This is a genomic window from Flintibacter faecis, from assembly GCF_014287875.1.
Lineage (GTDB): Bacteria > Bacillota > Clostridia > Oscillospirales > Oscillospiraceae > Lawsonibacter > Lawsonibacter faecis_A.
The window spans coordinates 1-12,961 of the sequence record NZ_JACOPN010000002.1 but is presented as its reverse complement, the minus strand read 5'-3'; the positions used below and the strand labels follow the sequence as shown (position 1 = coordinate 12,961).

At 60.0% G+C, this 12,961-nt stretch carries 10 protein-coding genes and 1 riboswitch; of the genes, 7 read left to right on the top strand and 3 right to left on the bottom strand.

Features of this window, described 5'->3' with window-relative positions:
- Window positions 1–23 precede the first annotated feature (23 nt).
- From H8S55_RS02760 to H8S55_RS13930, 7 genes are all read left to right on the top strand, one after another.
- The gene (locus H8S55_RS02760; protein WP_186877740.1) at window positions 24–464 is read left to right on the top strand and encodes a serine proteinase; all 441 of its coding nucleotides are present in this window, start codon (window positions 24–26) and stop codon (window positions 462–464) included.
- Between the two features lie 250 nt (window positions 465–714).
- The gene (spoIVB, locus tag H8S55_RS02755) at window positions 715–1,773 is read left to right on the top strand and encodes a SpoIVB peptidase (protein ID WP_243200445.1); all 1,059 of its coding nucleotides are present in this window, start codon (window positions 715–717) and stop codon (window positions 1,771–1,773) included.
- 313 nt (window positions 1,774–2,086) lie between these two features.
- The gene (gene spo0A, locus H8S55_RS02750) at window positions 2,087–2,854 is read left to right on the top strand and encodes a sporulation transcription factor Spo0A (RefSeq protein WP_147563577.1); all 768 of its coding nucleotides are present in this window, start codon (window positions 2,087–2,089) and stop codon (window positions 2,852–2,854) included.
- A 68-nt stretch (window positions 2,855–2,922) separates the two neighbouring features.
- On the top strand, window positions 2,923–3,168 hold the full coding sequence (locus H8S55_RS02745) for a TIGR03905 family TSCPD domain-containing protein (protein WP_147563578.1): 246 nt from the start codon (window positions 2,923–2,925) through the stop codon (window positions 3,166–3,168).
- 314 nt (window positions 3,169–3,482) lie between these two features.
- Entirely contained in the window at window positions 3,483–4,535 is a 1,053-nt protein-coding gene (locus H8S55_RS02740) for a TAXI family TRAP transporter solute-binding subunit (protein WP_186877739.1), read from the top strand.
- Window positions 4,536–4,572: 37 nt separating this feature from the next.
- Complete coding sequence (locus H8S55_RS02735; protein ID WP_366467224.1) at window positions 4,573–6,684, top strand: TRAP transporter permease; 2,112 nt, start codon at window positions 4,573–4,575, stop codon at window positions 6,682–6,684.
- Window positions 6,685–6,793: 109 nt separating this feature from the next.
- Window positions 6,794–6,949, top strand: coding sequence for a hypothetical protein (locus tag H8S55_RS13930; RefSeq protein ID WP_207721713.1), 156 nt, complete (start codon window positions 6,794–6,796; stop codon window positions 6,947–6,949).
- A gap of 716 nt (window positions 6,950–7,665) precedes the next feature.
- On the opposite strand, the gene H8S55_RS02725 is transcribed toward H8S55_RS13930, so the two are convergent.
- The 3 genes from H8S55_RS02725 to H8S55_RS14615 form a co-directional block, all read right to left on the bottom strand.
- Window positions 7,666–10,509, bottom strand: a complete 2,844-nt coding sequence (locus tag H8S55_RS02725) for an LPXTG cell wall anchor domain-containing protein (RefSeq protein WP_186877738.1) — start codon at window positions 10,507–10,509, stop codon at window positions 7,666–7,668.
- Between the two features lie 40 nt (window positions 10,510–10,549).
- A riboswitch (cyclic di-GMP riboswitch) is annotated at window positions 10,550–10,638 on the bottom strand.
- Between the two features lie 240 nt (window positions 10,639–10,878).
- Window positions 10,879–12,339, bottom strand: coding sequence for an alanine/glycine:cation symporter family protein (locus H8S55_RS02720; protein ID WP_186877737.1), 1,461 nt, complete (start codon window positions 12,337–12,339; stop codon window positions 10,879–10,881).
- Between the two features lie 447 nt (window positions 12,340–12,786).
- Window positions 12,787–12,961 (bottom strand): hypothetical protein (locus H8S55_RS14615; RefSeq protein ID WP_494545934.1); only part of this gene is annotated, 175 nt, incomplete at its 5' end.

Below are 12,961 nucleotides of genomic sequence, written 5' to 3'. Positions count from 1 at the left end.
TTAAAGATGAAGGAGGCTTCCCTATGGGTTTCTTTGATAACATGAAGGACCGCGCCATGGACCTGGCTCAGGCTGGTGTGGCCCAGTCCAAGCGTCTGGCCGAGATCGCCAAGCTGAAAACCGCCAACCTGGGCGAGGAGGACACCATTAAGAAGGCTTACATTGAGCTGGGCAAGCTCTATTATGCTGAGAAGGGTGCGGCACCCGACGGGGCCTATGTGGCTGCCTGCGAGCGCATTGATGCCGCCCGGGCCGCCATCGAGACCAACAACGACCGCATTGCCGAGCTGAAGGCGGTGATCGGTGAGGGGAAGACCGGCGATGATACCGTCATCGTGGACGACGGCCCCATTGTGGACGGCCCTGCGGCCCAGCCTGCCGAGGAGGCCACCCAGGCCGACTTTGCCGAGGAGGAGCCCGCCGCCCCGGAGCAGCCGGAGGAGGCCGCCAAGACCGAGGAATAAGCGGTCATTTCGATCAAAAAACGGAAAATTGGCTTGTGCCGCCCAGCCAGAGACTGCCATAAGTCCCGGCTGGGCGGTTTTTTGCCGATTGGATTGGAAGAAGAGGAAGGCCGGACCAGGGATAGCGTCGTGATCCGGCGGGCCATAATGAGAGGGCGGACGGCAGGCAGTGCCGGGCGGCTCTCTTTTTGATTTTATGGCGAAAAAAGAAGACCGGCTGGCAGCCGCCCGCAAGAAGGGGGGAGGGTGTTTGAAGAAAAAGCGAAAGAGGGGCTGGCGGACGGCCCTGGCGGGGATGGCCTGTATGGCCGTGCTGTTGGGGCTGACCGGGGAGCAGTTTCGGGCCGGGGCGGCCTGGTCTCCGGGACAGCAGGGCGGCGCAGTGAGCCGAAGGGTGGTGCCCCTGGGCCGTGCGGTGGGCATCAAGCTGTTTTCCGACGGAGTGCTGGTGGTGGGCCTGTCTGCCATCGAGACCGACCAGGGCAGCAAAAGCCCGGGCAAGGACTGCGGCCTGAAGCTGGGGGACGTGATCACCCACGTGGACGGGGACCAGGTGGACACCATCCAGCAGATGCAGGACCAGGTGGAGCGGCACAAGGGGCAGCCGCTGACCATCCAGGCCATGCGGGGGGAGAAGCAGGTGCAGCTCACCGCAGCGCCGGTGGCTAACCGCCAGGGGACCTATCAGCTGGGGGTGTGGCTGCGGGACTCTATGGCGGGCATCGGCACTATGACCTTTTGGGACCCGGATACCGGCGTGTTCGCCGCCCTGGGCCACGGCATCAACGATGTGGACACTGCGTCGCTGATGCCGCTGGAGTCCGGGGGCATCATGGCGGCCACCGTGTCCGGGGTGGAGCGGGGCCGGGCGGGCGCGCCAGGGGAGCTCCACGGGGATTTTGACCTGACGGCCGACCTGGGCAGCCTGTATGCCAACACCAGCCAGGGGGTGTTCGGACGGACGGCGCAGCGGCTTTCCGGTGGGACAGGGGCGGTGGAGGTGGCCCGGTGTGACCAGGTCCACACCGGCCCGGCTACCATCCTGTCCAATATCCGGGGGGAGCAGGTGGAGGAGTTTCAGGTGGAGATCACCCATGTCTCCCGGTCCGGGGACGGCACCCGGAATCTGATGCTGGAGGTGACGGACCCAAAGCTGCTGTCCGCCACCGGGGGCATCGTCCAGGGCATGTCCGGCTCGCCCATTCTCCAGGATGGACGGTTGGCCGGGGCCGTGACCCACGTCCTCATTGACGACCCCACCCGGGGATATGGTATTTTTGCCGAAAACATGTGCCGGGCGGCGGGCTGACCGGGAAGAGCGGGCGGGAAAGGGGAGAAAACCTCCCCTTTTCTGTCCCGCTTTTTTTAGCTTCTACACGGTAAAATAGCATTCCCTGCGGCGATATAAAATATCAAGATCAAGGACAAAGAGAAGAATGTTGTAAAATCCAAGTAATATCCCCAAAAGGATGTCGAAACTCCTGAAAAATATATGACAGAAAATGGAACAAAGCTCTTGCGCAGACTGTCTGAATATGGTAAATTATAGTTGGTCAGTCGAAATGACCAGGGGCGGAGCGAATTGGAGGAAAAATTTTGTTTGGTAAAGGAGGAAATGTCCTATGGAGGGGATCAGACGGGTCTTGCTTGCAGATACGGGGGAAGAGTTTCGGGATGGCTTTGCCGCAGCTGTGGAAAATGAGCCGGATATCCAAATCGTAGGTCAGACAGGAGACGGCGCGGAGCTGCTGCGGCTGACGCAGAGCCTGCAGCCGGACGTGATCGTGATGGAGATGGTGCTGACGAGCCTGGACGGATTGGAAGTCCTGGATGGACTTGCTAAACTGGAGCATCGGCCCAGGGTGGTGATCTTGTCCAGCTACATTCGGGGCAATGTGGCGGAGATCGCCGGGGCAAAAGGAGCGGACTACTATCTCACCAAGCCCTGCCGGGCCAGCACCGTGTGCGAGCGCATCAGGCAGGTGACCTCCGCCGCCGGATTGGACCCAGAGCTGGAGGACCGGAGCACAGAGCTGGAGACGCAGATCACCGCCATCATCCATGATGTGGGTGTGCCCGCCCACATTAAGGGATATCAGTATCTGAGGGAGGCCATCCTTCTGGCGGTAGAGGACATCGACGTGATCAATGCCGTGACCAAGGTGCTCTATCCCGAAGTGGCCAAGCGCTTTGGCACCACCGCCAGCCGGGTGGAACGGGCCATCCGCCACGCCATCGAGGTGGCCTGGGACCGGGGCGACCTGGAGACCCTGCAGAAATACTTCGGATATACGGTTTCCAACGCGAAGGGAAAGCCCACTAACAGTGAGTTTATCGCCATGATCGCTGACCGCCTGCAGCTGCAGAAGAAGCGGGGGGCGCTGGCTTGAGATTTTTCTCCCCCTGTGGTACAATGTCGAAAACGGCACTGGGCCGCAAGATCGTGAGGAGAAAGCAAATGACGTTTGATTATATTCCCAAGGGCGTGTGCGCCCGTAAATTCACCATCCAGGTGGAGGACGGCGTGATCCGGTCGGTAAAGGCCGAGGGGGGCTGCAATGGAAATCTCCAGGGCGTGGCCGCCCTGCTGCAGGGCATGACCCCGGAGGAGGCGGTGCGGCGCATGGAGGGCATCCGCTGCGGCATGAAGAAGACCTCCTGTCCCGACCAGATCGCCCAGGCCCTGAAGGGTGTTATCACGTAAACGGTCAATGAAAACCTCCGGCAGACGGCCGGAGGTTTTTTTAGCCCCCATTCGACTTTTTGCACCAACAGCTGCATACAGCTTGGGCACAATGACCAGGACAAATCAGGTGGAGAAAGATGAGGAAACAAGATGGATGGACGAAAAATTTAGTTTCTTATCACGAAAAATTAACAAACAAAAGTTGAAAAATCGTACCGTGTGTAAAGAAACAATAAACCCCGAAAAAAGTCATTGCATTTTTGGCGAAAATGTAGTACAATCATGGTGCAAGAAATCCTGCTTCAAAACAAGACGAATTGGAGGAAATCAATATGAAAAAGAAACTTGCTCTTGCCCTGGCGGCCTCTATGATGCTGACCATGTCCCTGGCCTCCTGCGGTTCCAATGACAAGCCTGCCGCCAGCTCCGGCGGTGCTGCCTCTTCCGGCGGCGCTTCTTCCAGCATGGCTTCCGACGGTCTGGCCCCCAAGGACGGCGGCACCAGCCTGACCTTCTCCACCGGCGGCGACCAGGGTACTTATTATGGCTTTGGCGGCGTTCTGGCCGGCAAGGTCAGCGAGACCACCAGCACCACCGTTACCGCCATCACCTCCGGCGGCTCCCAGGCCAACGTAGAGGCCCTGGATATGGGCGATGCCCAGCTGGGCTTTGTCCAGACCGACGTGGGCGCTTATGCCTACAACGGCACCCGCCTGTTCGAGGAGACCGGCAAGGTGGATAACTTCTCCACCGTGGCCAACCTGTATGTGGAGCAGGTCCAGATCGTCACCCTGGACGAGAGCATCAAGTCCGTGGCCGACCTGAAGGGCAAGAACGTCTCCGTGGGCGCTGCCGGTTCCGGCGTGTACTACAACGCCGTGGATGTGCTGAGCGCCTATGGCCTGGACGTGGAGAAGGACATCAACCCCACCTATCAGTCCTTCGGCGACAGCGCTGAGTCCCTGCAGGACGGCAAGATCGACGCCGCCTTCGTGGTTGCCGGCGCCCCCACCACCGCCATCACCTCTCTGGCAGCCAGCAAGCCCGTCTATCTGGTGAGCCTGGACGACGAGCACATCGACAAGCTGCTGGCCGACTCCCCCTACTACAGCAAGGTCACCATCTCCAAGGATGCCTATAACATGCCCGAGGACGTGACCACCGTGGCCGTGGGTGCCGTGGTCATCGCCCGTGACGACGTGTCCGATGCCGATGTGTACAACTTCCTGTATGGCATCTTCGAGAATGTGGACGACATCACCGCCGCCCACGCCAAGGGCGCTGAGCTGAATCTGGACTTCGCCGCCTCCTACGAGGCCGTGCCGTATCACCCCGGCGCTGTGGCCTACTTTGCCGACAAGGGCATCACTGTCAACGGCAAGTAAGCGCCTGCAAGCACAACTTTAAGACAGAAACGCATGGGTGCGGCGGGGCAAAACCCGCCGCACCCGCCGCCAGAACCCGACTGCGGGACAGCGGCGGCTCCGCCGGACGGCATCCGGCGGGGCGGCCCGTGTTCCGCAGTTGAAGGAGACGAGGGAGCTGTTTTTGGAGAAAGGAGACGCTATGGACGTAAAGGACAACAAAACCTTAGAACCGGAAGTGGATGTCGGCACCGCCGCCGACGTGGAAGAGGTCATGAAAAAGTATGACCGGGAATCCAATGTGCGTGTTTGGGAGGGAATGCCCAAGACCATTGTACGCCTGCTGAGCATCATTTTCTCGGTCTACTGCATCTGGGTGACCCTGTTCAGCGTGGCCATTCCAGAGGTCAAGCTGAACGTGTTCCTGGGCTCTATCCTGATCCTGGGTTATCTGAACTTCCCCATCCGCAAAGGGATCACAAAGGTCAACCACATGCCCTGGTACGACATCCTCATCATGGTGGCGGGGGCATTCCCCTTCTTCTATTTCGCCTATCACGCCAAGGATATCATCAAGCTGGCTACCCGAGTGACCAAGGACCCCTTCATGGTGGCCATCGCCATCATCGGCGTGCTGGCGCTGATGGAGCTTTGCCGCCGCAGCGTGGGCATCCCCATTTTGTGTGTGGTGGGCTGCCTGCTGATCTACACCTTTATGAACGTCCGATTCGGCAAGGTGGTCTATGACCTGTTTTACACCACCACCGGCTTGATGAACACCCCCATCAACGTGTGCGCCAAGTACATCGTGGTCTTCATCATCTTCGGCGCGTTTTTGGAGCGGACGGGCATCTCCGCCTTCTTCATCAACCTGGCCAACTGCGTGGCCGGTTCCAGCGCCGGCGGCCCGGCCAAGGTGGCCGTCATCTCCTCCGCCCTGTGCGGCATGGTGTCCGGATCCTCCGTGGGCAACACCGTGACCACCGGTTCCGTCACCATCCCCATGATGAAAAAGACGGGCTATCAGCCCCAGTTTGCCGGAGCCGTTGAGGCGGCCTCCTCCACCGGCGGCCAGATCATGCCCCCCATCATGGGTGCTGCCGCCTTCCTGATGGCCGAGTATATGGGCATCCCCTATGCCCAGGTGGCCCTGAAGGCCATCCTGCCCGCCGTGCTGTACTTCACCGGCATTTACATCGCCGTCCACCTGGAGGCCAAGCGCCTGGGGCTGCGGGGCCTGTCCAAGGAGGAGCTGCCCAAGATCAAGAATCTGCTGCCCAAGCTGTATCTGCTGCTGCCTCTGATCATCCTGGTGGTCATGGTGTCCACCAACATGTACACCATGCAGTTCTCCGCCTCCGTGGCCATCGGCATCACCATTCTGGTGGGTCTGGTGAACAAGGACGACCGCATCACCCTGACCAAGTGTCTGGACGCTCTGGAAGCGGGCGGCAAGGGCACCATTACCGTGGCTGTGGCCTGCGCCATGGCCGGCCTGGTGGCCGGATGCATCACCTCCACCGGCCTGGCCTCTAAGCTCATCACCATCATCGTCAACGTGTCCGGCGGCCACGCCATCATTGCCCTGGCGCTAACCATGCTGTGCTGCATCGTGCTGGGCATGGGCGTGCCCACCACCGCCAACTACTGCATCATGGCCGCCACCTGCGCCCCCATCCTGATGAGCCCCCAGATCGGCATCCCCCGGGTGTGCGCCCACTTCTTCGTGTTCTACTTCGGCATCGTGGCCGACATCACCCCGCCCGTGGCCCTGGCCGCCTACGCCGGCTCCGCCATTGCCAAGGCTCCGCCCATGAAGACCGCCTTCAACGCCACCCGTCTGGCCATCGCAGCCTTCATCGTGCCCTATATCTTCGCCTTCAGCCCCGTGATGCTTTTCGAGTTTGAGGCCGGGACCTCCACCGCTATGATCGTCCTCCAGGTCATCCAGATCTGCATCACCTCCCTGCTGGGTATCTTCGGCGTGGCGGCGGCCCTGAACGGCTTCCTGTTCCGCCAGATGAACCCCATCTTCCGTGTGCTTATGGCCCTGGGCGGCCTGGGCATGATGATCCCCGGCGCCGTGTCCGACGTGATCGGCCTGGTAGTGGTGGGCGGCATCTATGCCTATCAGTTCTTCGCCGCCAAGAAGGAAAAGGCCATGGCCTGAATCTGAACCGGCAGGAAAAACATTCCGCATATCGCCAGACAGTGCGCGGCTCCCACGGGAGCTGCGCACTGCTTTTGTCTGCGGCCGATGGCGGGTAACAGGTGTCCCCGTGCCCGGCGGGCACCTGTATCTGAACGATGCCGTGATCTGTACCGCCGCCATTCTGCTGGACCCCCTGGGGGCCTCCTTTGGTGCGGCGGTGTCCATGCTGCTGTGCTTCAAGGCGGGGCTGCTGACCTTTTGGGACAAGTTTTCTCAGCGCTGAGTGAGTTTTAAGCAGACAGACAAAAACAGAATATTCTGCTGTGTGTTCCCACCCTGCTGTGCAGCGGGGTGGGAATTTCTTATGCTGCATCGGCATGAAAAAGCCGCTCCCCGGCGGGGGAGCGGCTTGGAGACTGTCAAAAAAGCCTGTCATTGCGAGGAGGGCAAAGCCCGACGTGGCAATCCGTAACCCCGTCCAACAGCCTCCCTTGTCAAAGGGAGGTGGCACGGCGAAGCCGTGACGGAAGGATTCCGACCACCAGAAAGCTGTCCTAAAAACGGAATCCCTCAGTCATCGCTTTGCGATGCCAGCCCCCTTTGACAAGGGGGCCAAGGGACGGGGGATGCGGCGTGCCCCTTGCGGGTGCTGCGCCGACGGCGGGCCGCTGAGGACAGCGGCCCCTACGGACGAGATTCGTCACATTCCGTAGGGGCGGATGTCTCCATCCGCCCGCCCTCTCAGTCACGGCTTTGCCGTGCCAGCTCCCCCACAGGGGGAGCCAAGGGCGCATACGCCCCGGCGGGCCGCTGAGGACAGCGGCCCCTACGGACAAGGTTCGTCACATTCCGTAGGGGCGGATGTCCCCATCCGCCCGCCCTATCAGTCACGGATGCGGCGTACCCCTTGCGGGTGCTGCGCTCCTCGGAATGACAGAAACGGGTTGATTGACACGATGAAAGCCGCTCCCCGGTGGGGGAGCGGCTTGGGTGCGGGGATCAGTTGTCGTGTTTCTTTCTGCGGTCCTGCAGAGCCAGGGCGGCCAGGCCGGAGCCGGACAGACCGGACAGAGCCAGCCACAGCAGGGAGGCATCTCCCGTCTTGGGCACGTCGGCCTTGGGGACCTCCTCATCGGACAGGTCGGTGAGGGGAGCGTCCGCATCGGGGGCGGGCTGCTCAGGGGTCACATCCTTGCCGGGGAGGGGGGCCAGAGGAGTGGGCTCCTCGGGGATATCCACGGGGGGAGCGGGGGGCGTGGGATCGTCATCCCGGCCACCACCGCCGCCGCCCCCAGGCCCGTCGGGGGCGGAGGTGGGGGTGTACGCCATGCTGAACTGCATGCCAAAGCGGAAAGCGGTGTCCTGGAAGGCGTTGTTGGTGGTCGCACCGGCGATCTGGCTGGTGAGGGTATAGGTCCCGTCACCGGACAGGGCATCGGAGACCAGCTTGTTCATAGCGGCGTGGTCCTTCATCTGGTCATAGATGCTGGTGCCGTTGACGGTGAAGTTCACGCCATAGTAGAAGTAGTAGAAGGCCTGGGCCACGGTCTCGCAGGTCTCCGGCACGCCGGGCTGATAGCCGTTCTGATTGTCATAGTTGGTCAGGCGGGCAAACTCGGCGCCGGTCAGGTCCAGGAAGCTGTGGGCCAACTGGGCATCCTCGGCCCGCTGGCTGTTCAAAAAGTCCAGATAGAAGGGGGCCAGGTACTTCTGGGTGATCTGGGCGGGGGTCAGCTCTTCGCCCTCGCCGTAGCCCTTGGCAAGGAGCAGAGCACCGATGGCCTCGTCGCTGAGGTCCTTGTCAACGCCCAGGAACTTCAGCGCATCATTCGCAACACGGCGGGGGATGGCGCAGAACTCGGTGCTGCCGTCGGGGAGGGAGGCGGCAATCTGATAGCCGTCAAAGCCGGTGCCCAGGGACTGCTGGCCGTCCACATAGCGGTCTATCGTGGCAGCAAAAGCGGAGTCGGCCACATACTGAAAATCCTTGCCGCTGTTGTTCACCAGCTTCACGTGATAGTTCATCACGTCGCCGGGCTGGATGGCGTTGTTGTCCAGGTGGGAGGCCCGTCCCATCAGCGCGGTCAGGGCATCGCTCAGGTTGATGTGGATGGTGTTGGGGGCACTGCTGCCGATGGTGACGGTCAGCTCGCCCTCAAAGGTGTGGGGCTTGCCGTCCACCGCGTGGACGCTGTCTAGGTCGGGCTTGATCTCCACGCCTTGGCTGGTGGGCTGATAGGCGGCGGAGGGAACGGCGGGAATGGTGAGGTCATAGCCGTCCCGCAGCTCGAAACCGGCGGTTCCGGGCAGGTACCACACGGTCATCAGAACAAAGGAGTCGGACTTGCCGGTGGCTTTCACAAATCCTTCGATCTGTTCGTCGGAAGCGACCTCACCATAGCACACACCGCCGTTTTGCGTCACAAAGTTTTTGGCATCGTCCAGAGAGCCGGTTTTAAAGCCGTCCTCGCCGGTCTTGCTGAACATATAGTTCTTCAAAATGCCCATGTCGGTGTAGCCATAGCTGGAGTAGGGCACAAAGCCCACGCAGACCCAGGTGCGGTCGGTCTTGCAGTTCTGCACAGAGCCGCTCTTGGAGAAGGGGAAGTCGATGGGAAATCCATTGTCAGCGCCCAGCGCATCGTCGAAAGAGAGCGCCTGAGTTTCCAGAGAATCGAAGGTACAGACGAAGCTGTTGAGGGGCGTCTCCATGTTCGTTGCATCAGGTCCCTTGGCGTTGGCATAGTAGCGGTAGCCCAGGTTCAGACCGGCCAAAGTCACTTTTTTAACGACAGGGTACTTGGAGATGGTGGTGACGGCGGAGCCGCTGTCCACGGTCTGGGTCTGATAGTCGACGGTCCAGTCGACGGTCACCTCGTCGCCGGGTTCAACGGTGACGGTCTGATCCTCGCCCTCGCCAGAGACAGTTTTGGCAGTGACGGTGATGGTTTTGCTGTTGGGGCCCTTACTGGTCTGGGCAGGACCAAATAGGTCCAGGTTCATCTTTAGGGTGTGGGTATCCGCGTCAAAATCAGGCGACACCACGTTTTTAACAGAAACATCAGTCACGTTTTTGCTGAATTTCAGGAAGATAGCCAGGCCCTTTGCAGCGACATTGTTGTTGTTGGTGACCTTAACAGTGTAGGTCAGCGATTTGCCGGCCTGAACAAAAGCGGGGGCGGTGAAGGTCACCTTTATGTTGGAGCACACCAGCTGGAGGGTCTCCTCGGCGGACAGGGACTCGGTATAGCTGGCCCCGCAGGCGGCGCAGGTGTAGGTCATGGTGCCCTCGCCGCTGTCGCTGTTCACGGCAGTGAGCACGCCGGAGTCAAAGCTGCCGGTGCAGTCCACCTTGCCGTTTTCGTCGCAGTCGGGGCAGTCCACGGGGACCTCAATTTCGCCGGAGCCCTTACAAGTAGAACAGACCACGGCATCAGGGTCGGGAATCTGACCGGAGCCGGAGCAATTAGGACAGTCTATAGGAAAAAGTTCATACCCAAAATAGCAGAAGGGGTCGTCACAGCCCTTGCCATTACAGTGAGGGCAAGGACGATTCCAGTCCATGTTAAGGACCTGCCCCTCGCCTTCACACTTGGGGCATTCGACCATATCCACCTCCGCCGGGCCTTCACAGTCGGGGCAGTCCTGGGTCTCGGTGATCTTGTGAGTTCCATTGCAAGTGGAGCAGGCGACGGGGTTATGCGAATGCTCCGCCGCAGAGGTGTCAGTGTCCGCAGAAGGGGGACTATTGTCCTCGTCAGCGAATGCGGTCACGCCCAGCAGGCTCATAGACAGGCTGAAGGCTGTGACCAGGGCTAATAGCTTTCTCAGTTTACGTTCCATCTTTCGTTTCTCCTTTCTTATTTTCAGGAAAATCGAAATATGTGGTGGCCGGGCTGGCATGGCGGCGGTGCCGCTTTAGCCCCCATGGCTTTGCGCCCCGGCGTTTCCTCCGGTTTGCCGTTTCAGTTATTTCCGGGGACCGGGAAATATTGTCCCCCGCTTTCTGAGAAAAGTATAGCGCGTGGGGGTTGCAAAACTGGTTGCATCTTGTTGTTTTACCCATAAAATTCCCAGAAATCGATAAAAACCCAGAATTTTGTAGATACGCCCTAAAAAGAATCGGGTTTTTGTGCAAAGTGGCAAAAAAACGCCCGCAGGCCGGAAAACACCGGTCTGCGGGCAGAAAATGCGCAAAAATAGGGGGAGCAGTTAGTTCCAAAAGTCGGTTTTTTCTTTCAGGCCGATGGAGGCGGCTTTGAAGGCCGGGTCCTTGCCGGCCTTCTTCTGGGCCAGATAGTCGTTCAGGGCACGCATGGCGGTGCCGCCCAGGATCAGGATGACGGGCAGGTTGATGAGAGCCATTACGCCCATGAGCACGTCGGCCAGGTCCCACACCAGGCCGAACTTCATCTGAGCGCCCAGAAAGACCACCAGGCAGGCGATCACCCGGAACAGGTTCATGGGACCCTTCTCCAGGGTGTGCCCGGCGATGTAGTTCAGGCAGCCCTCGCAGTAGAACAGGTTGCCCAGCAGGGTGGTAAAGGCGAACAGCAGCAGGGCGAAGGTGATGAAATAGGGGCCCACGGGGCCGAAGGTGGTGGACAGGCTGGACTGGACAAAGGGCGCGCCCTTCAGCTCCTCAGAGGGGATGATACCGGTGCACAGGCACATCATCGCAGTGGCGGTGCAGACCAGAATGGTGTCGATGAACACGGACAGCATCTGCACCAGGCCCTGCTTGACGGGGTGGGACACGTTGGCGGCGGCGGCGGCGTTGGGGGCGGAGCCCACGCCGGCCTCGTTGGAGTAGAGGCCCCGCTTGATGCCCTGCATCACGGCGGAGGAGCCAAAGCCCGCAGCACCGCCGAAGATGGCCTTCACGTCGAAGGCGGCGGAGAAGATGCGCTGGAGCACCTGGGGCAGCATACCGATGTTCAGCACCATGACGATCACGGCCATGATGATGTACAGCACGCCCATCACGGGCACCAGCACGCCGGTGACCTTGACGATGCGCTTGCCGCTGCCCATGATGCAGATACCCACCAGAATGGCCAGCAGAGCCCCGCCGAGGACGGGGACCAGAGCGAACTGGCGGCCCATCAGGGTGACGGTGTGGGCATAAAAGCTGTAGTTGGACATGCTGTCGATGAGGTTGAAGGAGGCCAGCATGTTAAAGCCGCCGGCATAGGTGGCGACCAGGGCCACGGCAAAGACCACGCCCAGAAAACGGCTTTTTAAAGCGGCTTGGATATAATAGGAGGGGCCGCCATAGCTGCCGCCCTGCTCGTCCCGCTTTTTATAGATCTGGGCCAGGGTGCTCTCCACAAAGGCGGTGGCCCCGCCCACCAGGGCGATGAGCCACATCCAGAACACGGAGCCATAGCCGCCGATGGCGATGGCGTTGGCCACGCCCACGATGTTGCCCGTGCCCACCCGGCTGGCGGTGGAGACCATCAGCGCCTCAAAGGCGGAGACGGCGTGCTCGTCGTCCGACTTCTCGCTGACCACCCGGATCGACTCCCCCAGCAGCCGCAGCTGGACGAACTTGCTGCGGCAGGTGAAGTAAATTCCGGCGGCCAGCAGCAGGATGATCAGCAGATAGCTGTACATAAAGTTGCTGATGTTGGCGATGAGCCCGGCAAAGCCTGCGTACAACGCATCAAACATGATAATTTTCCTCGCTTTCTCTCTTCTTCTCTCCTAAAGTGTGTCCGGGCGGAAAAAAAGAGGCAGGCGTGGGGCCTTCCTCTTAAAAAATGTCCTCCCGGACATGTGACAGACATAGTATAGCATAACTTCTGTCATTTGAACAGCGTTTCTGGAAAATTTGAAAGAAACTCTGTATTTTTGTGAAAAGTCCTAAAAGAAAAGGCCGCCCAAACGGGCGGCCAAGTATGCCTTCCCCTTGGGGCCGATTCCCCTTGTCAAGGGGAAATGTCCCGAAGGGACAAAAAGGATAGGGCTAGCTGTCAGCGAAGCTGACTGAGGGATTCCGTTTTTAGGACAGTTTTCCGGGCGGATAATATCCGCCCCTACACCGGCTCCCCTGGTCTCTTGTAGGGGCGGCTATCATGTCAAGAGCAACATGGTTTACAGATTGTGCAAGCACATGGTTTACACATTTTCTCTTGGGTCATCTACCAAACGATAGATACGCTTCATGGTATAGGCCCGCTTTTCCAGGTCAATACGCCCGATTCGGAATTGCCGGAAAAGCAGGGTGATCTGGCCCGGAAGATGGGATTCACGGACCGCTATATACTTGCCGCGAAAGGCTTCGCTGAGGAAA

Excerpts from the sequence above, each read along its gene's own strand:
- H8S55_RS02745 (WP_147563578.1), top strand. The coding sequence starts at position 2,923 with ATGACGTTTGATTATATTCCCAAGGGCGTGTGCGCCCGTAAATTCACC.
- H8S55_RS02740 (WP_186877739.1), top strand. The coding sequence starts at position 3,483 with ATGAAAAAGAAACTTGCTCTTGCCCTGGCGGCCTCTATGATGCTGACC.
- H8S55_RS02760 (WP_186877740.1), top strand. The coding sequence starts at position 24 with ATGGGTTTCTTTGATAACATGAAGGACCGCGCCATGGACCTGGCTCAG.
- H8S55_RS02720 (WP_186877737.1), bottom strand. The coding sequence starts at position 12,339 with ATGTTTGATGCGTTGTACGCAGGCTTTGCCGGGCTCATCGCCAACATC.
- H8S55_RS02725 (WP_186877738.1), bottom strand. The coding sequence starts at position 10,509 with ATGGAACGTAAACTGAGAAAGCTATTAGCCCTGGTCACAGCCTTCAGC.
- spo0A (WP_147563577.1), top strand. The coding sequence starts at position 2,087 with ATGGAGGGGATCAGACGGGTCTTGCTTGCAGATACGGGGGAAGAGTTT.